Annotated in this window: 24 protein-coding genes; 20 read left to right on the top strand and 4 right to left on the bottom strand. The window is 66.6% G+C overall.

What is annotated here, in order from left to right:
- Positions 1-35 precede the first annotated feature (35 nt).
- The 9 genes from MPE_RS11970 (at position 36) to MPE_RS12010 (ending at position 7,404) form a co-directional block, all read left to right on the top strand.
- Positions 36-359 (top strand): helix-turn-helix domain-containing protein, encoded by a 324-nt coding sequence (locus tag MPE_RS11970; RefSeq protein WP_011829963.1) that lies wholly within the window; start codon positions 36-38, stop codon positions 357-359.
- Positions 356-1,225, top strand: a complete 870-nt coding sequence (locus MPE_RS11975; protein ID WP_011829964.1) for an ImmA/IrrE family metallo-endopeptidase — start codon at positions 356-358, stop codon at positions 1,223-1,225. The genes MPE_RS11970 and MPE_RS11975 overlap by 4 nt, the downstream gene beginning before the upstream one ends.
- A gap of 101 nt (positions 1,226-1,326) precedes the next feature.
- A complete protein-coding gene (gene pilL2, locus MPE_RS11980; RefSeq protein ID WP_011829965.1) occupies positions 1,327-1,908 on the top strand; it encodes a PFGI-1 class ICE element type IV pilus protein PilL2 in 582 nt (193 codons plus the stop codon).
- Positions 1,905-2,552, top strand: coding sequence for a hypothetical protein (locus MPE_RS11985; protein ID WP_011829966.1), 648 nt, complete (start codon positions 1,905-1,907; stop codon positions 2,550-2,552). The genes pilL2 and MPE_RS11985 overlap by 4 nt, the downstream gene beginning before the upstream one ends.
- Before the next feature lie 86 nt (positions 2,553-2,638).
- Positions 2,639-3,358: a TIGR03759 family integrating conjugative element protein gene (locus tag MPE_RS11990; RefSeq protein WP_011829967.1), complete on the top strand. Its 720-nt coding sequence runs from the start codon at positions 2,639-2,641 to the stop codon at positions 3,356-3,358.
- Positions 3,343-3,963 carry a lysozyme family protein gene (locus MPE_RS11995; RefSeq protein WP_011829968.1) on the top strand — a complete coding sequence of 207 codons (621 nt, stop codon included), beginning with the start codon at positions 3,343-3,345 and terminating at the stop codon, positions 3,961-3,963. Before MPE_RS11990 ends, MPE_RS11995 begins: the two co-directional genes overlap by 16 nt.
- The gene (locus MPE_RS12000) at positions 3,960-4,493 is read left to right on the top strand and encodes an integrating conjugative element protein (protein WP_003141015.1); all 534 of its coding nucleotides are present in this window, start codon (positions 3,960-3,962) and stop codon (positions 4,491-4,493) included. Before MPE_RS11995 ends, MPE_RS12000 begins: the two co-directional genes overlap by 4 nt.
- A gap of 8 nt (positions 4,494-4,501) precedes the next feature.
- Positions 4,502-6,658, top strand: a complete 2,157-nt coding sequence (gene traD / locus MPE_RS12005) for a type IV conjugative transfer system coupling protein TraD (RefSeq protein WP_011829969.1) — start codon at positions 4,502-4,504, stop codon at positions 6,656-6,658.
- The gene (locus tag MPE_RS12010; RefSeq protein WP_011829970.1) at positions 6,655-7,404 is read left to right on the top strand and encodes a TIGR03747 family integrating conjugative element membrane protein; all 750 of its coding nucleotides are present in this window, start codon (positions 6,655-6,657) and stop codon (positions 7,402-7,404) included. Before traD ends, MPE_RS12010 begins: the two co-directional genes overlap by 4 nt.
- Here the strand turns inward: MPE_RS12010 and MPE_RS12015 are convergent.
- From MPE_RS12015 to MPE_RS23315, 4 genes are read right to left on the bottom strand one after another with little or no spacing between them, the layout of a single operon-like run.
- The gene (locus MPE_RS12015) at positions 7,401-8,492 is read right to left on the bottom strand and encodes a phospholipase D family protein (protein ID WP_011829971.1); all 1,092 of its coding nucleotides are present in this window, start codon (positions 8,490-8,492) and stop codon (positions 7,401-7,403) included. The two genes, MPE_RS12010 and MPE_RS12015, sit on opposite strands and share 4 nt — an antisense overlap.
- An 18-nt stretch (positions 8,493-8,510) precedes the next feature.
- A complete protein-coding gene (locus MPE_RS22770) occupies positions 8,511-9,434 on the bottom strand; it encodes a DNA methyltransferase (RefSeq protein WP_011829972.1) in 924 nt (307 codons plus the stop codon).
- Positions 9,435-9,450: 16 nt separating this feature from the next.
- Positions 9,451-11,649 carry an N-6 DNA methylase gene (locus MPE_RS12025; RefSeq protein WP_011829973.1) on the bottom strand — a complete coding sequence of 733 codons (2,199 nt, stop codon included), beginning with the start codon at positions 11,647-11,649 and terminating at the stop codon, positions 9,451-9,453.
- A gap of 3 nt (positions 11,650-11,652) precedes the next feature.
- Complete coding sequence (locus tag MPE_RS23315) at positions 11,653-11,853, bottom strand: ribbon-helix-helix domain-containing protein (RefSeq protein WP_011829974.1); 201 nt, start codon at positions 11,851-11,853, stop codon at positions 11,653-11,655.
- Positions 11,854-12,073: 220 nt separating this feature from the next.
- Between MPE_RS23315 and MPE_RS12030 the strand changes: the two genes are divergently transcribed.
- The 11 genes from MPE_RS12030 (at position 12,074) to radC (ending at position 21,223) form a co-directional block, all read left to right on the top strand.
- Positions 12,074-12,394 carry an integrative conjugative element protein, RAQPRD family gene (locus MPE_RS12030; RefSeq protein ID WP_049820808.1) on the top strand — a complete coding sequence of 107 codons (321 nt, stop codon included), beginning with the start codon at positions 12,074-12,076 and terminating at the stop codon, positions 12,392-12,394.
- Positions 12,391-12,630 carry a TIGR03758 family integrating conjugative element protein gene (locus MPE_RS12035; RefSeq protein ID WP_011829976.1) on the top strand — a complete coding sequence of 80 codons (240 nt, stop codon included), beginning with the start codon at positions 12,391-12,393 and terminating at the stop codon, positions 12,628-12,630. Before MPE_RS12030 ends, MPE_RS12035 begins: the two co-directional genes overlap by 4 nt.
- Before the next feature lie 22 nt (positions 12,631-12,652).
- Positions 12,653-13,027, top strand: coding sequence for a TIGR03745 family integrating conjugative element membrane protein (locus MPE_RS12040; RefSeq protein WP_011829977.1), 375 nt, complete (start codon positions 12,653-12,655; stop codon positions 13,025-13,027).
- Positions 13,028-13,039: 12 nt separating this feature from the next.
- Complete coding sequence (locus MPE_RS12045; RefSeq protein ID WP_011829978.1) at positions 13,040-13,450, top strand: TIGR03750 family conjugal transfer protein; 411 nt, start codon at positions 13,040-13,042, stop codon at positions 13,448-13,450.
- Positions 13,447-14,139: a PFL_4703 family integrating conjugative element protein gene (locus MPE_RS12050; protein WP_011829979.1), complete on the top strand. Its 693-nt coding sequence runs from the start codon at positions 13,447-13,449 to the stop codon at positions 14,137-14,139. The genes MPE_RS12045 and MPE_RS12050 overlap by 4 nt, the downstream gene beginning before the upstream one ends.
- The gene (locus MPE_RS12055) at positions 14,136-15,050 is read left to right on the top strand and encodes a TIGR03749 family integrating conjugative element protein (RefSeq protein WP_011829980.1); all 915 of its coding nucleotides are present in this window, start codon (positions 14,136-14,138) and stop codon (positions 15,048-15,050) included. Before MPE_RS12050 ends, MPE_RS12055 begins: the two co-directional genes overlap by 4 nt.
- Complete coding sequence (locus MPE_RS12060) at positions 15,040-16,473, top strand: TIGR03752 family integrating conjugative element protein (protein WP_011829981.1); 1,434 nt, start codon at positions 15,040-15,042, stop codon at positions 16,471-16,473. The genes MPE_RS12055 and MPE_RS12060 overlap by 11 nt, the downstream gene beginning before the upstream one ends.
- The gene (locus MPE_RS12065; protein ID WP_011829982.1) at positions 16,454-16,888 is read left to right on the top strand and encodes a TIGR03751 family conjugal transfer lipoprotein; all 435 of its coding nucleotides are present in this window, start codon (positions 16,454-16,456) and stop codon (positions 16,886-16,888) included. The genes MPE_RS12060 and MPE_RS12065 overlap by 20 nt, the downstream gene beginning before the upstream one ends.
- Positions 16,888-19,776: a conjugative transfer ATPase gene (locus MPE_RS12070; RefSeq protein WP_011829983.1), complete on the top strand. Its 2,889-nt coding sequence runs from the start codon at positions 16,888-16,890 to the stop codon at positions 19,774-19,776. The genes MPE_RS12065 and MPE_RS12070 overlap by 1 nt, the downstream gene beginning before the upstream one ends.
- Before the next feature lie 13 nt (positions 19,777-19,789).
- Positions 19,790-20,533: a DsbA family protein gene (locus tag MPE_RS12075; protein WP_011829984.1), complete on the top strand. Its 744-nt coding sequence runs from the start codon at positions 19,790-19,792 to the stop codon at positions 20,531-20,533.
- 195 nt (positions 20,534-20,728) lie between these two features.
- Positions 20,729-21,223, top strand: coding sequence for a RadC family protein (gene radC, locus MPE_RS12080; protein WP_011829985.1), 495 nt, complete (start codon positions 20,729-20,731; stop codon positions 21,221-21,223).
- Positions 21,224-21,341 lie beyond the last annotated feature (118 nt).

The following is a 21,341-nucleotide window of genomic DNA, read 5'->3' on the forward strand; positions in this document are numbered from 1 at the left end:
TCAGAGTTCGTAGGAACTAGACAGGAGACGTGACCATGGCGACCCGTCTCGGGGAAAAGCTGCGCGAGCTGCGAAAGGAGCGCAAGCTAACCCTTGAAAAGCTGGCCGACGCCGCCGGCTTGAGCAAAAGCTATCTTTGGGAACTTGAGAATCGCGAGTCCCAGCGGCCATCAGCAGAAAAGCTCACCGCGCTGGCGGACGCGCTGGGTGTGGCGGCCTCGTACTTCATAGAGGAAGACGTGCGCGCACCAGAAGAGCGGCATTTGGACGAGGCGTTTTTTCGCGGCTACCAGAAGCTGGAGCCTGAGGCGAAGGAACAACTTCGCAAGATCCTCGATACCTTCAAGAAGACCCCATGACGGACGGCGGCTGGACGCCCCAGCGTGCTGCGAATCGCCTCGTGAAGGTGGTCGAAGCTGTCAGCATGGCGCACGGCATTGATCGGTTTCCGGTGGACGTGCCTCAGTTGGCGCTTGAGTCCGCTCGCATATTCAACTGGTCAGATCCCATCACAAAGGTCCAAGCTGCGGCGATCAAAGGTTTTGACGGAGCATTGTTTCCCGGGGATGGCCGCAAGGAGTGGCTGCTCCTCTACAACAACGCGGTGACATCTCCGGGACGTGTGCGCTTCACGCAAGCGCACGAACTTGGGCACTACATTCTGCACCGGATGCAAAGGGAGTCCTTCCAGTGCAGTGATGCCGACATGCTGAACTGGTCCCAGGACGATCGCGACATCGAGGCTCAGGCGGATCTGTTTGCTTCGTACCTGCTGATGCCGCTGGACGACTACCGCAAGCAGGTCACCACGAACGTCGACATGGACATCCTCGGCGCATGCGCGGAGCGCTACGGTGTGTCGCTGACGGCGGCGATCTTGAAGTGGTTGCAGTACACCGATGAGAAGGCCGTTCTAGTGATGTCCAACGATGGCTTCATCAATTGGGCTTGGTCGAGCGAACCCGCGGCCCGAGCTGGCGCGTTCTTCCGCACCCGTGGCAACGTCATTCCTCTGCCAGAACACTCCCTCGCGGCAAATCAGGAAGTGCTGCATGATCGACAAGGCACCAAGATTTCCGCGGCCGTTTGGTTCCCACACGCCGATCCGAGTATTCCGCTGCGTGAGATGAAGATACACGCAGCACAGTACGACGCTACGCTGAGCCTTTTGTGCTTACCGCGATCAGCCGAAGCTTGGCCGCCACGTGACCGTGACGAAGAGTAGCTGATTGCTAGAAAGAAGGTGGTCGAGCGCTAGCTCCCTTTCTTTGCTGCGCGTTCGGTTTCATGCGCCGAAGGTATCGGCTCCGCTACAGGAGCCGAGCGATGCATCGATTTCCATCTTTTCTATCCATTGCCCGCCGGCTAGGCACTACTGGCCTTCTATTGATCTTCGCAGCATTGCCAGCCGGCTGCACCACCATTACGCCACCCCAGGTCGAAGTGCCGGCACGGAACTCCGGGAGCGTTGCTGAAGCATCTCCGCCGGCACTGATTCCGGTCGTCCGCTACGGCCGCTACACATTGGTCGAACTGATGCCGGAGCCTGCCCAGCGCGATCTGCTGCAGCAGACCTTGGAAGTCTCCATCCCGCCCACGCTCAATGCGAACGTGGGCGACGCCATGCGGCATGTCCTGCTGCGCTCGGGCTACCGGCTCTGCGATGCGGGCGAGGCCGCATCGCTCTACGCGCTGCCGCTGCCTGCCGCACACCTGCGCCTGGGTCCGCTGATGCTGCGCGATGCCTTGCTGACCCTTGCCGGCCCCGCCTGGGAGCTGTCGGTCGATGACTCGACCCGCCAGGTCTGCTTCAGCCGGCGCGGTGCCTCCACCTCCCTTTCCGCCAACCCGCCCGGCACCGCCACGCCCGTGCCGGACGCCGACCGGCCCGAGGAACTGCAGCCATGACCTTTCCCCAAGCGCCATCCGAGCGCGATTCCCGCACGCGCTGGCTCAGGATCGCCGCGGCCTTCTGGCTGCTGCTCATCAGTGCCGTGGCACTCATCAACAGCGTCGGCCTGTCTCGGCTCGCAGAACAGACCCAGAGCAGCGCACAGGATGCGCAGGTCAATGCGCTGGGCCTGCGCGTGGCCGATCTCGAACAACAGGCCGATGCGGACAAGCGCCGGCCGGCGCCGATCAGCCAGGCCGAATTCGCCAACGCGCGGCAGGCGCTGGACGAACGGATGACGCGCCTCGAAGAGGCCGATGAGGCGAGGGCCTTGGCCGTCGACCTGCAGACGCTGCTGGCGCGCGTGAACGCAATCGAAACCCGCCTTGAGAAAACCCGGCAGGTGGCATCCGCCGCTCGCCCGCGCACTCCGGTTGCGACGAAGCCCAAGGTGCCGGAGCCGCCGTTCCGTGTGCTCGGCGTGGAGCTGCGGGGAGGCGAGCGCTTTCTGTCGATCACCTCTACCGCCGCGGCCTCGCTCGCGGGCGCCCGGCTGCTGCGCGAGGGCGATGCCGAGGGCGGCTGGCAACTGCAGTCCATCGAGGCGCAGGCGGGCGTGTTCCAGGTGAACGGCCAGACGCAGCGCGTTGCGGTGCCGTAGGAGGTGTCATGACCCCCACGCTCACTTCGTTCGCTGCCCCCCGAGGGGGCTTCAGCCTCCTTGAGGCGGCTCGGCGGAGGCTGACCATGAACCTGCGGTCGTTGCTCGCTGCCGTCGTCCTGTTCGCCACCTTCGGCGCATCCGCCCAGCCGGCCCCGGTGACGAACTCGCGCATGGTGCCCGCCCAGGTGCAGCCGGGCGCTGATGCCGCGCTCGACGAGAGACAGGCGCGGGAGTGGGGGCTTCGCTCCGAGGAGTGGGCACGTTACCGGCAACTGATGCAGGGGCCGCTCGGGGTCTATTCGCCCCAGCTCGATCCGCTCACGGCGCTGGGCATCGAGGCACGTAGCGAGGAGGAGCGCAGGCGCTACGCGGAGTTGCAGGTGCAGGCCGAGGCCCAGCGCGTCGGCAAGACGCTGGCCTACCAGCGCGCCTACGACGCGGCGTGGCAGCGCCTGTTTCCCGGCCAGCCGCGCGTGAGCCTGCCCGGCGCCAAGGCGCAGGGTGCCGGCAACACCGGCTCCGGGCGCCTGGCGGTCTTCGTCAAGGCCGACTGCGCACCGTGCGCGCAGCGCGTGCAGCAGTTGCAAGCGGCCGGCACAGCCTTCGACCTCTACATGGTCGGCAGCCGTCAGGACGACGCGCGCATCCGGCAGTGGGCCACCCGGGCGGGCATCGACCCGGCCAGGGTGCGCGCCCGCACCATCACGCTCAACCACGATGCGGGGCGCTGGCTGTCGCTCGGCCTGCCCGGCGAGCTGCCGGCCGTGGTGCGCGAGGTGAACGGTCAATGGCAGCGGCAGTAGGTACGCCGGGCCGGGAGCGTCGGCCGTCCCGCGTCGCCATCCGCTGCGCCAGCGCCGCGCTGCTGCTCGCCACCGGCGGCTGGGCGTTGGCCGCCCTGGCGCGGGAAGTGCCGCCGCCGGCCTATCAAATGGCGGCGCATCGTGCAGACGTGCCGGCGGCGGTGCTGTACGCGGTGGCCTTGCAGGAGAGCGGCGCCATGCTGCGCGGGCGCCTGATCCCCTGGCCGTGGACGCTCAACGTCGCCGGCACACCGCAGCGCTACGCCACCCGCGCCGAGGCCTGCGCGGGGCTGCGCCGGGCGCTCGCCCGCACGCCGGCCAATCGCATCGACGCCGGCCTCGGCCAGGTCAATCTCGGCTACCACACGCATCGCTACACGCAGCCCTGCGAGCTGCTGGACCCGTACCGCAACCTCGCCGTCGCTGCGGAAATCCTGCGCGAACAGCACACGCCGGGCGAGGACTGGCTGCTTGCCATCGGCCGCTACCACCGGCCCGCCGGCGGGGCACCCGCGGCGCGATACCGGCGCAGTGTGCATCGGCACCTGACCCGCGTACTCGACCCCGGCGTTCCCGTTCCAACTCTCCAGGCCACCACGCCATGAACCACACCGTCCTCATCGCCGCCATCGGGCTGCTGTCCACGACCACCATCTTCGCCCAGACCGTCTCCGGGCCGCTGATCGTCGTCGAAGACCGCGGCGGCGACTCCGCGCTGCCGTACTACCAGTCGCTGAATCCTCAGCCGGATCAGGCCACGCCGCCGGCCCCGATGCCGACCCCTCGCGCGGGCAACACGGCCGACGCCGAAGCCGCCATGCTGCCGGTGCGCTCGACGCAACTGTCGCCGGGCGAGGTGCAGCGCCGCGTCATCCGGGCGCCGGGCCTGACGGCGCTGTTCCTGATCGGCGACGACGAGCGTTCGCGCGCCTGGCTGCGGCAGCGGCAGGCGGCGCTGCGAGAGCTGCAGGCCGTGGGCCTGGTGGTCAACGTGGAGTCGATGGCTGCGCTGACGGCGCTGCGCAGGCTGGCGCCCGGCCTGATCCTGTCGCCGGCCTCCGGCGATGACCTGGCCCAGCGCCTGGGCCTGCGCCACTACCCGGTGCTCATCACGGCCACCGGTGTCGAGCAGTAGGTGCGCAAATGGCCCAACCGCATGCGGTCGAGGTCTTGCTGCGGCCAGCGGTGGAGCTTTATACCGTGGCGGTCTGCACCGGCGCCGCGATTCTGTGCCTGGTGGCACCGTGGTCGCTCGCGCTGAACCCGCTGCTCGGCCTGGGCTCGGCGCTGGCCTTCCTGACCTTCGGCGCGATTCGCCTGCGCGATGCCTGGGCGATCCTGCGCTATCGCCGCAACATCCGCCGCCTGCCGCGCTACGTGATGACCAGCCGCGACGTGCCGGTGAGTCAGCAACGGCTGTTCGTCGGCCAGGGCTTTCGCTGGGAACAGCGGCACACGCACCGGCTGATGCAGACCTATCGGCCGGAGTTCCGCCGCTACGTCGAGCCGACGGCGATCTACCGGGCCGCCCGGCGGCTGGAGGAGCGGCTTGAGTTCGCGCCGTTTCCCGTCTCGACGCTGGCGCGCGCGTTGGCCTGGGACAGCCCGCTCAACCCGGCGCGACCACTGCCGTCGGTCGGCGGACTGCCACGCCTGCATGGCATCGAACCTGCCGAGGTCGACGTCACCCTGCCGCTGGGCGAGCGCGTCGGCCACACCCTGGTGCTGGGCACCACGCGCGTGGGCAAGACGCGGCTGGCCGAGCTGTTCATCACCCAGGACATCCGCCGCAAGGTCCGCGGCGAGCACGAGGTGGTGATCGTCTTCGACCCCAAGGGCGATGCGGACCTGTTGAAGCGCATGTACGTCGAGGCCAAGCGCGCCGGGCGCGAAGGCGAGTTCTACGTCTTCCATCTGGGCTGGCCGGACATCTCGGCGCGCTACAACGCCGTGGGCCGGTTCGGGCGGATCTCCGAGGTGGCCACGCGCATCGCCGGACAGCTCTCCGGCGAAGGCAACAGCGCCGCGTTCCGCGAATTCGCCTGGCGCTTCGTCAACATCATCGCGCGCGCCCTGGTCGAGCTGGGGCAGCGGCCGGACTACCTGCTGATCCAGCGCCACGTCATCAACATCGACGCGCTGTTCATCGAGTACGCCCAGCACTACTTCGCCAAGAACGAGCCGAAGGCCTGGGAGGTCATCGTCCAGCTCGAAGCCAAGCTGAACGACAAGAACATCCCGCGCAACATGATCGGGCGCGAGAAGCGTGTGGTGGCCCTCGAACAGTACCTGTCCCAAGTGCGCATCTATGACCCGGTGCTCGACGGCCTGCGCAGCGCGGTGCGCTACGACCGGACGTACTTCGACAAGATCGTCGCTTCGCTGCTGCCGCTGCTGGAGAAGCTCACCACCGGCAAGATCGCGCAACTGCTCGCACCGAACTATTCCGACCTGTTCGACCCGCGGCCGATCTTCGACTGGATGCAGGTCATCCGCAAACGCGCGGTGGTCTACGTCGGGCTGGACGCGCTGTCCGACGCCGAAGTCGCGGCGGCGGTGGGCAACTCAATGTTCAGCGACCTGGTCTCGGTCGCCGGCCACATCTACAAGTTCGGCATCGACGACGGGCTGCCCGGCGCAGCGGTGAGCGCCAAGATTCCGATCAACGTCCACGCCGACGAATTCAACGAACTCATGGGCGACGAGTTCATTCCGATGGTCAACAAGGGCGGCGGTGCCGGCGTGCAGGTGACGGCCTACACGCAGACCTTGAGCGACATCGAGGCCCGCATCGGCAATCGTGCCAAGGCCGGCCAGGTGGTCGGCAACTTCAACAACCTGTTCATGCTGCGCGTGCGCGAGACCGCCACCGCCGAGCTGCTGACGCGACAACTGCCCAAGGTCGAGGTGTACGCCACGGCGCTGATGAGCGGCGCCACCGACAGCTCCGATCCGCACGGCAATACCGCGTTCACGTCCAACACCCAGGACCGCATCAGCAGCAACAGCGTGCCGTTGATCGAGCCGGCGCATGTGGTGGCGCTGCCCAAGGGGCAGTGCTTCGCGCTGACCGAGGGCGGCAACCTCTGGAAAGTCCGCATGCCGCTGCCTGCGCCCGACCCCGACGAAGCCATGCCGAAGGATCTGCAGGAGCTGGCCGGCTACATGCGACAGCACTACGTCGAGGCAGGAGACTGGTGGGAGAACCAAGGCATCCCCGGCCTGCAGGACAAGGCGCTGCCCGACGACCTGCTGGACGACTTCAAGCAGATGGCCGCGGCTGAAGAGGCCGAAGCATGAGCGATCCGGCCGTCGCGGCACAGCGCCAGCAGCAACGACAGCAAGGCCTGATCGCCAGCCTGGTCACGCTGCCGTTCCGCTTCTTCGGCGTGCTGTGCGGCGCGCTGCTGCTGTGCATCCTGATCGAATGCGTCGGCATGCACTTCTTCTGGCCCGAGCAGGGCTGGCGCCACGCGCAGGGCATGCTGCACTACGAGCTGGATCAGCTTTCCACGCATTTCACCCGCAGCGCGCTGGTGCAGGAGCCGGGGCGCACCGCGCACCGGCTGGTCGAGCAGGGCTACGACTGGCTGTTCGTGAAGAGCGGTCTGCTGGACTGGATACGCGACGCCTCGGCGCAGGCCAGCGCCGGCAGCCATCGTCCGACCAAGGATTTCCGCTACTACATCGGCTTGGTCTATGTGAACGTGGAGAGCTACCTGATCGCGGCGGCCTATACGACGCTGGTCTTCCTCGTGCGGCTGCTGGTGCTGTGCCTGACCCTGCCGCTGTTCCTGATGGCCGCCTTCGTCGGGCTGGTCGACGGCCTGGTGCGCCGGGACATCCGCCGCTTCGGCGCGGGACGCGAGTCGGGGTTCATCTATCACCGCGCCAGGGCCAGCTTGATCCCGCTGGCCGTACTACCGTGGGTGACTTACCTGGCACTGCCGGTCAGCGTGAACCCGCTGCTGATCCTGCTGCCCAGCGCTGCATTGCTCGGCGTGGCGGTGTGCATTGCGGCGGCGACGTTCAAGAAGTATCTCTAAATGGTCTGATCCAATGCGTCTCCAGCAGTCAGCAACGGACATGCTGGCCATGCTTGTGAGAGCGTCGCCATATCTGTGATGGCACGTCTCAGACCTCGACCTATCGTGGGCAACGCCTGCGATAGGCCGAGCAATTCTCCATATCCAGGGCTGTCGGGCATCAGAAGCATGTAATCGAAACACCGCACCTGTCGCTCGCGAAAAACGAGCAGCGGCGGGGAATCCGGATAGTCCAAGCCCTTTGCCGCCGCAATCTCAATCTTGTGATTCCCATTGGCTTGGGAGAAGACGACCGGCCGTACCTCCTCTTCCCCCCGCAAGCCTGCAGCGTCGATGGATGTCAGGTAGACCCGCTGAGTTGCGACATCGGTCACGCGGAAGTACTGTTCCGTGATCTGAGTATTGAAATGCACCTGGGACCATCGACCACCTGCCGCTGGGACTTGCGCAAGCAGGATACGGTCAAGTACCGCCTCCCTGGAGACCGCCCTCGGTGGCCTTAACTGAGGCGCTCGCGGACCCGGGAGAGCGGCAACGGGGCGAACGATGTTGAGCGCCGCACGGTCAAGCGCCGCCTGATCGATAGGCCGAATATCTGCTTCGTGTCGTGCTATGAACGCATCCAGCGAAGACAGGTCAATCGCCTCCCGCCGCCCTCCACTAATGACGCTATAGCCTTCGAAGTTATGCCTCAGCCCGCCTGGCGTCAGATTGCCTGACCCCAAGATCAGCTTCGTGCGTCCATCAGCATAGCCAAAATGCGAAATCTTGGGATGAAACAACCCGCCGGTCGTGTTCCAGAAGACCTTGGGATGAAAATGCTCATGCCGCTCTTCGAGTGCCTGCATGCGCTCCAGCGTCTGCCGGTTCGTCACGGCATCAATGCCGACGATGAGATCGATTTCTCCGCCGCGCCGCATGAACTCGTGGACGACCGGATCCTCAATGAGTTGGTCCACCCCGCCACGCGTCGCAAAAGCGTACATGCCGCGCCACGTCGTGGCGTCGGCAGCCGCGCCGATGATGGCCTCGTACAGGTAGCGTGTACCCGGATCCGTGGGATCCTGCACGCAAAACTCGAACTCCATGCCCCCTCCGTCGGCGATCTACTGTTGCCTGAATGCCTGAGCATAGGCCGGCAGCGAGTCCGGCTCCATGATGCCCCCAGTGAGACCCTCGACCAGCTTCTTGTAAGGCTGCACCTTGGGGCCGGTGGTCTTGGTGCGCGGGGGCTTCGCGAAAATCAGGATGTACTCATGCACGTTCTTGAAGAGGAAGTTCGGCGGGTAGGGATAGCTGCCGAAGATGGGGCGCTGGGCGCCGTAAGACCCCCATTTCCCGCCGGTCGCATCTTTCGACCAGATGATCTCATTGATCATCACGAAGCCGATCTGGCGCAGCAGCACGGCGAAGTCGGTCGCCAGCGGAAACGTGAGCAGGCCATGGTCGGTGTGCTGGTTGACATTGGCGGTCACGACGCAGAGCTTTCGACCCGGTGTCAGGATCCGATAACACTCCTCGAAGACCGGACGGATGCCTTCGATGAAGTCGCTGTAGCGCTCGATCGTCCCGAGGTTCCGTTTGCTGTCGCCGTAATCCGCCTTGTTCCAGTAGGGGGGGCTGGTGACGACAAGACCTACGCTGTCGCTCTCGACGAAATCCATCTTGCGGCTATCGCCGTTGACCACGACGAGCGGCTCGAAGTCCGCTCCATGCCCATTGCGTAGCTTTGCGCAGTCCTTCTTGATGATCTCCGTGTAGTCGGCGTTCTGATCGACGCAGATCGCGCGGCGGCCCAGCGGGATGGCCGCCCGGGCCGTGGTTCCGGTTCCGGCGAAGGGATCCAGCACGGTTTCACCATAAAAGCTGAACAGCTTTGTGAGCCGGTGCGGGATCTCAAGCGGGAACACAGCGGGATGGTCTTCATGACTCGTGTTGGCAATCGACCAGACGGTCTTGGTGTAGTCCCGCCACTCTTCCTTGGTGAGCTTGCTTTTTTCCTTGTCCTCGGCCGACGGTTTGTGGCTCATGGAATCGATCCTCTCGTTATCTTTCGGTGCCTGGCAATGTCCGCGCACGGGTCACGTCCTCGCAGAACCGTTCCAGTTCATGGGTAAATTCGGATGGCAGGCCAAGTGCTCTGACGAGTAGCGCGTCGATCTTGCTGCGAAGCGGTGACGCCACGGCCGAGAAACCGAGTGACGTCTTGCCACGGTTGCGGCTGACGATGGGGCTAACTGATATCTCGTTCCAGAGCAACGCGCCCAACCGCGTCATCTCCGTTGCATGTTCAGCGCAGTCAAGCATCCCCCCGACCGGCATCGTCTCAATGACGTGCTTGGATACGTGAAAACCGTCACCATGAACATGCCACCACCAGAATGCGAGCCGGCTGCTTAGCAACGCGAAGATCTGGAGGGCGGCCTCAGGCGATGGGCATGCGATAGCGTGCAGGGGGTTCTCAGTGAACAAGTCTTCGCCGCCCAATGAATGCGACGTGGGACACAGGAAGACACTCAGGAAGTTGTAAGCGGTGGCGGCAACGAAAACCGTCTTGGCATTGCTCTCCTGCATCGCCTGTCCAAGTGTCGCGCGACCAATGTGCGGAGCGGCATGCGCAAGCGTGTATCGCAGTTCGACCAAGTGCGCCAAGACCTCGGACTGCATCGCACCTTCGAGTTTGGGAATGCCTAACCGGATGTCAGCGTTAATCGGCGTGAAATTGATACCCGCCAGCATGCGGGCCCGGTCACCGCCGCGCCACTTCCGCAAGGGCCCGGTCGAAATACGGACGTCAGATTCGCAGCCGTGTCGCACCCACAGCGCAATGGCGTTGCGCGTTTTCACATCCTCTCCGAAGAGCGCGTGCGGCTCACGGTCGAAGAAGGCGAATTGCCAATGCCCTGGTGTGCGCGAAAGAAGGCGCCGCAGCGCCAGGAACTGGCGGCTGGTATTGCACGCCAAGGAAAGCGGCAGAACCATCGCGCCACCGTGCGCATCGGGCGCCGTCAGTCGCGTCATCTGCTCCACGAACAATGGGTACATATCGGAGGTCGATTTCGGCGCCGCCTGGAACGTCTCGAAGCGTTTACTCAACGAGAGGAAATCGGCGGCCTCTCCAAAACTCGCGTAGGGCGGATTGCCGATGATGACGTGCGCGCCCTCTGCGATCTCGGGAAACACGGCCTGAAATCCGACCGGGCCGGACGGCGGTGGCTCGCCCTCCACTTCAGGCAGCGTTCCCGCTTTCAATGCCGCCCTGCATGCCAGGCGTGCGATGCGTTCGGGGTCGTCATGGGGCACGGCCCTGCCTGGATCGAGCCGCAGTGTGTCCATGTGCACGAGGTTCAGGCGCAGCGCATGCCAGGCCGCGACCGGCGCAATGCCACGTGCCTCCACCGACTCGAAACTGTCGACCAGAACAACCAAGGCTGCCGCACTGACGGCCCAGGGATCGATATCCGCTCCATACAGGCATGAGCACGCGAGATCGAACGCATCGGCACCCGGATGCCGGCGTTTCAGTTCGGTCAGCACTGCCCGCAGGAATACGCCGCTTCCACACGCCGGATCGAATACCGTCAGCGGCACGGCGTCGTCGATCAGGCTCCGGACGATGCGCTCGGCCATGAAGCCCGCGACATCGGCCGGCGTGTAGAAAACCCCGTCTGCCTTCTTGCGCGCCCGCGTCGGCGCCGTTTCCGGCCGAAGCATGACGCTCATACGGCTGCCTTCGCCGTGAGGATCAAGAACGTAGGGTAAAAGGTCGAGCAGCGCTTTGTGATCGGCGATTTCATGTAGCAGGCCTTCGGCTTCCACGCGCACGCTGTCGGGCACCAGGGAGACGAAGCCGGTCTGGGCGAGACCGCCGAGAAACCAGGACTCGGCCTCGCCCAATGTCGCGTTTTCTCGCAGACGCCCGGTGACCACGCCAGCCGTCCATGCGCCCACTGCCATCCACGCCGCCAGATCATTTGGCGAGCGCACTTGATGGGCACCAGGCTCGACCCTGCGCCGGGCATGCAGTCGATGCCAGACCGCATCGGCCGCCTTTGGCGACACAGCATCGGCCAGCAACGTGGCAGCCCGACGCATAGGCGCGCCGTACTGCTCTGCAATGGTTGACAGCACATGCCCTTTGCGCGGCACGGCCAGACTCACCGTTTGGTGTTCGCGCTCGGGCTGCCCGCCCGATGGCATCTGCAAATCCAGGAGTCGGTCAGGTTCGACGTACACGACGCTCACATTTCATTCCTTGCCAGCGAGCAGCGGCCACTGCTCGTTGACATACTTTTCAGAGGCATCCCGGACGACCCAGGCCACAGACACTTTCTTGTCTCTGGCAATTCGTTCCAGCGTCTCATACAGATCGCTCGGAAAACTGACCGACACCCTGACGGTCTTCAGGTCGGTCTTCGGATCCATTGCCTGCAATGCTTTCGTCGTCATCAGAGATCCCCCAGGCCACTACACCACATTACACCACATAGGTGCGGCGGTTGCTAGCTTAGAGCTGGGTTCGCCGGATACCTGTTTGGTGAAGAAAACTGGTCCATCGCTGAAACCCATTGTTTGCGGTGCTCGGCTCGCTCACGGCGCAGCATCACAGCATCTTCCCGTGCTGACGTGATGCCTGAACTGCATGAATACGCTGACGTTTCGCCGCTTAATGGGCCTGCTATCGGTCCTGCTCATGGCAAGCCCGGCGCCTGTGCTAGCCAGCGAGGTCATCGAACGCGAACAGCTCGCCGCGCTCGCCCGCCAGCTCGACCTGATCGACCGCCTCGCCGAGCACGCCGCCAATACCGCTCCGCAGGAACGCGCGCGCTACCACTTCGACTACGCCCGACTGCGCGCAGACCTGAAGCGCGTTCGCGCCGGCCTGCAGGACTACCTCGTGCCCCAGCGCGCCCAGCCGCGCGATCCCGTCCCGCTGGCCGGCGATTACGTCCGCCGCGACCGCACCGACGACGAGGAGCCGTCGCCATGACGCCCTCTGCCGATCAGGTCGCCGCCTTCCAGGCCAACGGCGGCTTTGCGCCTTCGGCCGTCTCTGCCGTGGTGCTGGGCTTCGTGTTCGCCGTGTTGCTGCTGTGGGGCGTGTGGGCCATGCGCACCGCCTACGTCGGCTGGGCCGAGCACCGCATCACCGAACGTCAGTTCCTCGGCGTCGTCGTGCGCTTCGTGGCGATGTACCTGGTGCTGACCTTCTTCCTCCTCTCCTGACCGTCACGAAAGGCCATACGCCATGAACACGCCTCCGACATTCCATCGCATTCCGTCCCGCATCGCCGCACCGCTGCTGCCGCTGGCGCTTGCGCTCGCGGGCCTGCCGCTGTCGGCCTTCGCGCAGGGCCTGCCGACCATGGAAGACCCTTCGCGCGGCCAGGGCAGCGGCATCCTGCAGACGTTGCAGAACTACGGCTACGACATCGTGCTGCTGATCGCGCTGCTCGTGGTCGCCTCGATGTTCGTCGGTGTCTGCTATCACGCCTACACCCGCTACTCGGAGATCCACACCGGCCGCGCCACCTGGGGCCAGTTCGGCCTGACGGTCGCCGTGGGCGCGATCCTGCTGGTGGTCGGCATCTGGCTGCTCACCAAGGCCACCGGCGTGCTGTAAGGGCGGCAAGCGATGACTGTCCCTTCGGAGAGCCCGCACGACACGCTGGTGACCTTCCTGCCGCACCGACTGAATCGCCAGCCGGTGGTCGTGCGCGGGCTGACCGCCGACGAGTTGTGGATCTGCGCCGGCCTGTCGGCCGCAGCCGGGTTCGCGCTCGGCCTGCCCTTGGCCTGGCTCACGCACAGCATCGCCATGGTGCCCACGCTGATCGTCGCCGGCATCGCGCTGGGCGTCTTTGTCGGCGGAGGCTTCCTGCGCGCGCAGAAGCGCGGCCGGCCCGACACCTGGCTGTACCGGCAGCTCCAATGGCGGTTGGCCCTGCGGCATCCGGCGCTGGCGGCGCTCCTGGGCGGGCAGCGCCTCATCACCCGCTCGGGCTACTGGACTACCCGGCGCAACACCAATCGAGGGGCGCCATGAGCCGTTTCAAGAACGAGGTTGCGCACCTGCAGGCGCACGTGAAGACGTTGCGTCTGGGGGCCGGCGCGCTGTTCGTGGTGGCGCTGCTGCTCGGCTTCGGTTGGTGGAGTGCGCCGAAGAGTCTCACCATCCATGTGCCGCCGGATCTGCGCTCGGGCAGCACGCGCAAGTGGTGGGACGTGCCGCCCGAGAGCGTGTATGCCTTCTCGTTCTACATCTGGCAGCAGGTACAGCGCTGGCCCACGAACGGCGAAGAAGACTATCCGCGCAACCTGCGCGCGCTGTCGGCCTACCTGACGCCGAGCTGCCGGGCCTTCCTGCAACAGGACTACGAGTACCGGCGCGCCAGTGGCGAGCTGCGTCAGCGCGTGCGCGGCATCTACGAGATTCCCGGTCGCGGCTACGGCGATGATCCGGCCACGCGCGTCAAGGTGCTCTCCGACCGCGATTGGATCGTCACGCTCGACGTGAGCGCGGACGAATACTACGGCTCCGAGCAGGTCAAGCGCGCCCTGGTGCGCTACCCCATCAAGGTCGTCCGGCTGGACATCGACCCCGAGCGCAACCCCTTCGGCCTGGCGCTGGACTGCTACGCCAGCGCACCCCAGCGCATCGAACCGCCGCCGACGCCGACCCAGGCCGGCGCGCCCGCCAACACCTCCGGCCATCTGCAGGGAGACTCCCCATGAAGTCCGTTGCCTTGTCGGCCCTGGCCGGCGTCCTGCTGACCCTCGGTTTCGTGCCGGCCAGCCAGGCCGTGGAAATCCTGCGTTGGGAGCGCCTGCCCCTGCCGGTGCCGCTGGTGGTCGGCCAGGAGCGCGTGGTCTTCATCGACCGCAATGTGCGCGTCGGCGTGCCGGCCAGCGTCGGCGACCACCTGCGCGTGCAGAGTGCGGGCGGCGCGATCTACCTGCGGGCGAGCGAGCCGATTCCGCCCACGCGGCTGCAACTGCAGGACGTGGAATCCGGCGCGCTGATCCTGCTCGACATCGCCGCCGAGCCGGCGAAGGACGGCCAGGCGCCGCTGGAGCCGGTGCGCATCGTGGAAGCGGAAGCCCCCGCGAAGCGCTACGGCGGCGGTGCAGCAAGCGGCGCGGACGAGCAGGCCGATGCGCCCGCGGACAAACCCCTTCCCCGGCGCGAAACGCCGGTACCGGTCGTGCTGACGCGCCATGCCGCACAGAACCTGTACGCGCCACTGCGCACCGTCGAGCCGGTCGCCGGCATCGGGCGCGTGAACCTGCGCCGCGGCCTTGCGCTGGACACCTTGCTGCCGACGTTGCCGGTGCACGCGCGGGCACTGGCCGCGTGGCGCCTGGAAGACCAGTGGGTGACGGCCGTGCGACTCACCAACACCGCCGCGCGCTGGCTCGACCTCGACCCGCGCGCTTTGCAGGGGAACTTCGTGGCGGCGACCTTCCAGCATCCGAACCTGGGGCCGGCCGGCACCCCGTCCGACACCACGGTGCTCTACCTGGTCACGCGCGGCCACGGTCTGGCCGAGTCGCTGCTGCCGGCGCTGAGCCCGATCGACGCCACCGTGAACCTGCCGCCGGCAGCCGCGGCCGGCTCGACCGAAGGAGCGCGCGATGAAAAGTAATCCGCTGCTCAAGTGGCTGCTGATCCCGATGGCGCTGCTGCTGGTGTTCGTCGGCATCAAGCTGTTCTCCGGCTCCCCCGGCGGCCAGCCCGCTCCCAAGGGCGCGGCCAGTACGCTCACGCCCGAGGAGATGAAAGCCCTGGGCATCGCTGGCGACACGCCGCGCGATACCGTCGCCACGCTGGTGGCCCAGGTGAAGCAGTTGCGCACCGAGCTGCAGAGCGCGCTCGGCGACAACAAGCAACACAAGGCCGAGAACGAGCGCCTGCGTGCGCGGGAAAGCGCGATCGACCAGCGCATTCAGAGCGCGCTGGAAGGCGAACGCAACCGCCTGGAGCAGGAGCGCAATCAGGTGGCCAGCGACAGGCAGCAGACCCAGGGGCTGCTGCAGGATCTGCAGCGGCAACTGGACGGCCTTTCCGGCAAGGGTGGCCCGTCCGATCTGCCCGTCGGGCTGGGGCTCGAAGAGGGTGACGGCCAGCGCTTCAACCGCGGCGTCGCTAGCACGCAGTGGGTCGAGCCCGACGATGCCAAGGTCGACGCCAAGAACAGCAGCAAGGAGCCGAGCTTTCCCCTGAGCTTCGGGCCGGCCCAGAAAAGCCTGTCGGCCGCAGCGGAATCCGTCGCCGACGTCGGCAGCCGCGCGGTGGGCGCATCCACGAAGGCTGTCTACACCGTGCCGTCGAACTCGACGCTCATGGGGTCGATTGCCATGACGGCGCTGATCGGGCGCGTGCCGATCGATGGAACCGTCAACGATCCCTATCCATTCAAGGTGCTGATCGGCCCGGACAACCTCACGGCCAACGGCATCGACATCCCCGACGTGGCCGGCGCCGTGGTCAGCGGCACGGCCTCGGGCGACTGGACGCTCTCGTGCGTGCGCGGGCAAATCCGCTCGGTCACGTTCGTGTTCCAGGACGGCACCATCCGCACGGTGCCGGAGGACAGCAGCAAGGGCGGCAGCAGCGGCGGCAACTCCGGTCACAACGGCGCCAGCATCCAGGGCGGTCTGGGCTGGATCAGCGACCCCTACGGCATTCCCTGCGTCAGCGGCGAGCGGCGCAGCAACGCCCAGCAGTACCTGGGCAGCCAGGCGCTCATCACCGCGGCCGGCGCGGGCGCCGCTTCGCTCATCAAGTCCGACAACGGCAGCGTGGCCGTGGTCGCCAACAGCAACGGCTCGCTGGGCACCGTCGGCATCAGCGGCAACGAAGCGATGGGCCGCATCCTCGCGGGCGGCGTGCGCGACATGGCCGATTGGGTCAACAAGCTCTACGGCCAGGCCTTCGCGGCGGTCTACGTGCAGCCGGGCGCCAGGGTGGCCGTGCATCTGGAGCAGCCGCTCGACATCGACTACGACGCCAAGGGGCGTCGGGTCCACCACCGCACCGGAGAAGCCCATGCCTCGGATCTGGATTGACGCGGCCGCCGTGCTGCTGGCGGCCACCCTGCTCGGCGGCTGCGCCACCAGCAAGGAGAAGCTGCTGCCGCACGGCGACAGCACCATGCTCGACATCTGGCATCAGGAGACCGGCGGCAGCGCGGGCGGGGGCCAAGCTGCGCGGCAACTGCTCGACGCGCGCCAGGGCCTGCGCCGGCCGCTGGCCGATGCCGATGTGCAGGCGGCGCCCGGCGTGCAGGCGCGCTACACCCGTACCGCGCAGAACGAGATTCACCGCCAGTTCCACCGCCTGCCGAACCCCGACCTGGTGATGTACGTGTTCCCGCACCTGGCGGGCACCGACCCGGTGCCGGTACCCGGCTACAGCACGGTGTTCCCGCTCTACCAGCGCGTGCAGTACGCGATGCCGGGCGAGCGCGTGGAGGACTACTGATGGCCTGGTCGCTGCCGTGGTCACGCAAGCCCGACGCATCGCCTGCTGACGCCGTAGATGCGGCCGATGATGCCTGGGCACGGCACGTAACGGCGCTGGCGGTACAGGGTGTCGCCGAGCCGGGCAGCGCGCTCGGCCGGGGCCGGCGCAGACCGGCCACCCAGGCCGACCACGATGCGCTCTATGGCGTCGCGCCGTCGTTCGCGGACTTGCTGCCCTGGGTCGAGTACCTGCCCGACACCAAGTGCATGTTGCTGGAAGACGGCCAGTCGGTGGCGGCCTTCTTCGAGCTGGCGCCGGTCGGCACCGAGGGCCGCGAGATGGCCTGGCTGTGGCAGGCGCGCGATGCGCTGGAGAACGCCCTGCAGGATTCCTTCGACGAGTTGGACGACAACCCCTGGGTGGTGCAGCTCTACGCCCAGGACGAGGCCGACTGGGACAACTATCGGCGCTCCCTGGCGAACTATCTGCAGCCGCGTGCACAGGGCAGCGCGTTCAGCGACTTCTACCTGCGCTTCTTCGCCCATCACCTGCGGGCCATCGCCAAGCCGGGTGGCCTGTTCGAGGACACCACGGTGACGCGCCTGCCGTGGCGCGGCCAAGTCCGGCGCGTGCGCATGGTGGTCTACCGCCGCACGTCCGCGGCCCAGACCTCGCGGCGCGGCCAGTCGCCCGAGCAGGCGCTGACCACGATCTGCGACCGCCTCGCCGGCGGGCTGGCCAATGCCGGCGTGAAAGCCCGGCGTCTCGGCGCGGCGGACATCCATGCCTGGCTCCTGCGTTGGTTCAACCCGAATCCGACCTTGCTCGGCGCCACTGCCGAAGATCGGGAACGCTTCTATGCGCTGAGCCGCTACCCGGAAGAGCGGGAGGAGGGCGAGATCGAACTCGCCAGCGGCACCGATTTCGCGCAGCGCCTGTTCTTCGGCCAGCCCCGCTCGGACGTGCCCAACGGCCTGTGGTTCTTCGACGGCATGCCGCATCGGGTGATCGTGATGGATCGCCTGCGCACGCCGCCCGTGACGGGCCATCTGACGGGCGAGACGCGCAAAGGCGGCGATGCCATGAACGCGCTGTTCGACCAGATGCCCGAGGACACGGTGATGTGCCTGACGCTGGTCGCCACACCCCAGGACGTGCTGGAGGCGCACCTCAACCACCTCGCCAGGAAGGCCGTCGGCGAGACCCTGGCCTCGGAGCAGACCCGGCAGGACGTGCAGCAGGCGCGCGGGCTGATCGGCAGCGCGCACAAGCTCTACCGTGGCGCGCTGGCGTTCTACCTGCGCGGCCGCGACCTGGCCCAGCTCGATGCGCGCGGCCTGCAGCTCGTCAACGTGATGCTCAACGCCGGCCTGCAACCGGTACGCGAAGAGGACGAGGTGGCGCCGCTGAACAGCTATCTACGCTGGCTGCCGTGCGTGTTCGATCCGGCGGCCGACAAGCGCCAGTGGTACACCCAGCTCATGTTCGCGCAACATGCGGCGAACCTGGCGCCGGTCTGGGGCCGCAGTCAGGGCACGGGGCATCCGGGCATCACGTTCTTCAACCGCGGCGGCGGCCCGATCACCTTCGATCCGTTGAACCGCCTCGACCGGCAGATGAACGCGCATCTATTCCTGTTCGGCCCCACGGGTTCGGGCAAGAGCGCGACGCTCAACAACATCCTGAACCAGGTGACGGCGATCTACCGGCCGCGCCTGTTCATCGTCGAGGCGGGCAACAGCTTCGGCCTGTTCGGCGACTTCGCGGCACGGCTGGGCCTCACCGTGCATCGGGTGAAGCTCGCGCCGGGCGCGGGCGTCAGTCTGGCTCCGTTCGCCGACGCCTGGCGCCTGGTCGATACGCCGAGCCAGGTACAGACGCTGGACGCCGATGCGCTCGACGAAGACCAGACCGATGCCGGCATGGCCGTGGAAGGCGACGAGCAGCGCGACGTGCTCGGCGAGCTGGAGATCACTGCACGGCTGATGATTACCGGCGGCGAGGACAAGGAAGAAGCGCGCATGACGCGCGCCGACCGCAGCCTGATCCGCCAGTGCATTCTCGATGCGGCCCAGCATTGCGTGGCGGACAGACGCACGGTGCTCACGCGCGATGTGCGCGACGCGCTGCGCGAGCGCGCCCGCGACGCCACGCTGCCGGAGATGCGGCGCGCACGGCTGCTGGAGATGGCCGACGCCATGGATATGTTCTGCCAGGACGTGGACGGCGAGATGTTCGACCGGTCCGGCACGCCGTGGCCCGAGGCGGACATCACCATCGTGGACCTGGCCACCTTCGCGCGCGAGGGCTACAACGCCCAACTCTCGATTGCCTACATCTCGCTCATCAACACCGTCAACAACATCGCCGAGCGCGACCAGTTCCTGGGCCGTCCGATCATCAACGTGACGGACGAAGGCCACATCATCACGAAGAACCCGCTGCTCGCGCCCTACGTGGTCAAGATCACCAAGATGTGGCGCAAGCTCGGCGCCTGGTTCTGGCTCGCCACGCAGAACCTCGACGACTTGCCGAAGGCGGCCGAGCCCATGCTCAACATGATCGAGTGGTGGATCTGCCTGTCGATGCCACCCGATGAAGTGGAGAAGATCGCGCGCTTCCGCGAACTCAACGCTTCGCAGAAGGCGCTGATGCTCTCGGCGCGCAAGGAGGCCGGCAAGTTCAGCGAGGGCGTCATCCTGTCCAAGTCGATGGAGGTGCTGTTCCGCGCCGTGCCGCCCAGCCTCTACCTGGCGATGGCGATGACCGAGCCCGAGGAGAAGGCCGAACGCTTCCAGTTGATGCAGCAGCACGGCATCAGCGAACTGGATGCCGCCTTCCGCGTGGCCGAGAAGATCGACCGCGCGCGGGGCATCGAACCTCTGACGCTGGACACGCTGGCCTGACGGGAGCAACACGATGCGCATGCCTTCATTCGCCCGCCGTCATCCCTGGATCGGTCTGCTGATCGTGGTGACGATTGGGGTTGCCTCGTGGATGCTGCTGCGCGCGCCGCATCCGGCGACCGAGCCCATGTCCCTGGCCGCCGCCGGGTCCGAAGCGCCGAAACCGGCCGGCCCGCCCTGGCTGTATGGCCGTGCCGATGCGCGCTTCACGGTGGTCGGGTACGCCGACCTGGAGTGTCCGTACTGCCGGGCCTACTTCCCCGCGCTCAAGCGCTGGATCGACGCCCATCCCGAGGTGAACTGGCAGTGGCACCACCTGCCGCTGTCCATGCACGAGCCGGCCGCGACTGCCGGGGCACGCCTGGTCGAGTGCGCGGGCGAGACGGGCGGACATGCCACGTTCTGGCAGGCCGTGGCGTGGCTCTACTCGAACACCCGCGGCGACGGCCACGGCCTGCCGGAGGGCCTGCGCTATCCCGACCTCACGCCAGCCATGCAGGGTTGTCTCGACAGCGATCGCCCCGATGCCGTCATCCGCGCCCAGGCGGTGGAAGCAGCACAGCAGGGCATCGCGGCCACGCCGGCCCTGCAACTGCGCGACCGCGAGTCCGGCAAGACCCTCCTGCTGCACGGCCCCGTCGAAGGCGATGCCTTGCTGTCGGCCATCGACCTGCTCGCTGCCGGCAGCACGACCGCAGCCGAACCTGCCCATTCCCCAGACATGCCCGCCGGCGTTGCCGGTGACATGCCCAGGTAGCCATCGATCTTCAAGGCTGCGGCGCGGCTCGTCCGCGTTGATCGAAACCCGTTCGCATCGCATCCCTTGACGCGAACGGCCACCGCATCCGCGGTGGTGGATGCCCGCTCGTCACCTGTTCCATCCCCATCGTCCCCAGGAGGGTTTGCCCTCCTGGGGCAGGCGCCCTCCGATCTCATCCATTGGAGGTTCGCCATGTCTCTTGTCATCGCCGACTCCCGCCCGGAGTCGCTCACCCTGATCGCCGCCCAGCACGAAGACTGGATCATCCAGCAGGCCATCACCCTGCTGGAGAACCGCGTGTTCAAGGCCGGTCCGGCGCTGGGCAGTCCCGCCGCCGTGCGCGACTACCTGCGCCTGAAACTGGTCGCGGAGCCGAACGAAATCTTCGCCGTCGTGTTTCTCGACAACCAGCACCAGGTGCTCGCCTTCGAGCCGCTGTTCAAGGGCACGGTCGACCAGACTTCTGTGTATCCGAGGGTGGTGGTCCAGCGTGCGCTGGCGCTCAACGCTTCGGCGCTGATCCTGGCGCATCAGCACCCCTCTGGGAACACCGAGCCCTCGGCCGCTGATCGTGCGATCACCGAGCGGCTGAAGAGCGCCCTGGCCACCGTCGATGTCCGGGTGCTGGATCACTTCATCGTCGGCAAGGGCAGCCCGTACTCGTTCGCCGAAGCCGGCTTGTTGTAGCAGCACCCCAGGCGCATTCATTTCATCACCACGGGAGCCCTTGGCTCCCGTTTCCTTTCGCCGACCCGCAGAGAAATCGGGACTGACCGGTTTCGGTTTCTTTGTCGTCCCCTGATCT

The sequence above is a fragment of the Methylibium petroleiphilum PM1 genome (assembly GCF_000015725.1).
GTDB classification, from domain to species: domain Bacteria; phylum Pseudomonadota; class Gammaproteobacteria; order Burkholderiales; family Burkholderiaceae_C; genus Methylibium; species Methylibium petroleiphilum.

Coding starts and splice junctions, on each gene's coding strand:
- MPE_RS12015 (WP_011829971.1), bottom strand. CDS start 8,492: ATGGAGTTCGAGTTTTGCGTGCAGGATCCCACGGATCCGGGTACACGC.
- MPE_RS12075 (WP_011829984.1), top strand. CDS start 19,790: ATGCGCATGCCTTCATTCGCCCGCCGTCATCCCTGGATCGGTCTGCTG.
- pilL2 (WP_011829965.1), top strand. CDS start 1,327: ATGCATCGATTTCCATCTTTTCTATCCATTGCCCGCCGGCTAGGCACT.
- MPE_RS12065 (WP_011829982.1), top strand. CDS start 16,454: ATGCCTCGGATCTGGATTGACGCGGCCGCCGTGCTGCTGGCGGCCACC.
- MPE_RS11995 (WP_011829968.1), top strand. CDS start 3,343: ATGGCAGCGGCAGTAGGTACGCCGGGCCGGGAGCGTCGGCCGTCCCGC.
- MPE_RS12060 (WP_011829981.1), top strand. CDS start 15,040: ATGAAAAGTAATCCGCTGCTCAAGTGGCTGCTGATCCCGATGGCGCTG.
- MPE_RS12070 (WP_011829983.1), top strand. CDS start 16,888: ATGGCCTGGTCGCTGCCGTGGTCACGCAAGCCCGACGCATCGCCTGCT.
- traD (WP_011829969.1), top strand. CDS start 4,502: ATGGCCCAACCGCATGCGGTCGAGGTCTTGCTGCGGCCAGCGGTGGAG.
- MPE_RS12040 (WP_011829977.1), top strand. CDS start 12,653: ATGAACACGCCTCCGACATTCCATCGCATTCCGTCCCGCATCGCCGCA.
- radC (WP_011829985.1), top strand. CDS start 20,729: ATGTCTCTTGTCATCGCCGACTCCCGCCCGGAGTCGCTCACCCTGATC.
- MPE_RS22770 (WP_011829972.1), bottom strand. CDS start 9,434: ATGAGCCACAAACCGTCGGCCGAGGACAAGGAAAAAAGCAAGCTCACC.
- MPE_RS12010 (WP_011829970.1), top strand. CDS start 6,655: ATGAGCGATCCGGCCGTCGCGGCACAGCGCCAGCAGCAACGACAGCAA.
- MPE_RS12035 (WP_011829976.1), top strand. CDS start 12,391: ATGACGCCCTCTGCCGATCAGGTCGCCGCCTTCCAGGCCAACGGCGGC.
- MPE_RS12050 (WP_011829979.1), top strand. CDS start 13,447: ATGAGCCGTTTCAAGAACGAGGTTGCGCACCTGCAGGCGCACGTGAAG.
- MPE_RS11970 (WP_011829963.1), top strand. CDS start 36: ATGGCGACCCGTCTCGGGGAAAAGCTGCGCGAGCTGCGAAAGGAGCGC.
- MPE_RS12000 (WP_003141015.1), top strand. CDS start 3,960: ATGAACCACACCGTCCTCATCGCCGCCATCGGGCTGCTGTCCACGACC.
- MPE_RS11975 (WP_011829964.1), top strand. CDS start 356: ATGACGGACGGCGGCTGGACGCCCCAGCGTGCTGCGAATCGCCTCGTG.
- MPE_RS12045 (WP_011829978.1), top strand. CDS start 13,040: ATGACTGTCCCTTCGGAGAGCCCGCACGACACGCTGGTGACCTTCCTG.
- MPE_RS12055 (WP_011829980.1), top strand. CDS start 14,136: ATGAAGTCCGTTGCCTTGTCGGCCCTGGCCGGCGTCCTGCTGACCCTC.
- MPE_RS11990 (WP_011829967.1), top strand. CDS start 2,639: ATGAACCTGCGGTCGTTGCTCGCTGCCGTCGTCCTGTTCGCCACCTTC.
- MPE_RS23315 (WP_011829974.1), bottom strand. CDS start 11,853: ATGACGACGAAAGCATTGCAGGCAATGGATCCGAAGACCGACCTGAAG.
- MPE_RS11985 (WP_011829966.1), top strand. CDS start 1,905: ATGACCTTTCCCCAAGCGCCATCCGAGCGCGATTCCCGCACGCGCTGG.
- MPE_RS12030 (WP_049820808.1), top strand. CDS start 12,074: ATGGGCCTGCTATCGGTCCTGCTCATGGCAAGCCCGGCGCCTGTGCTA.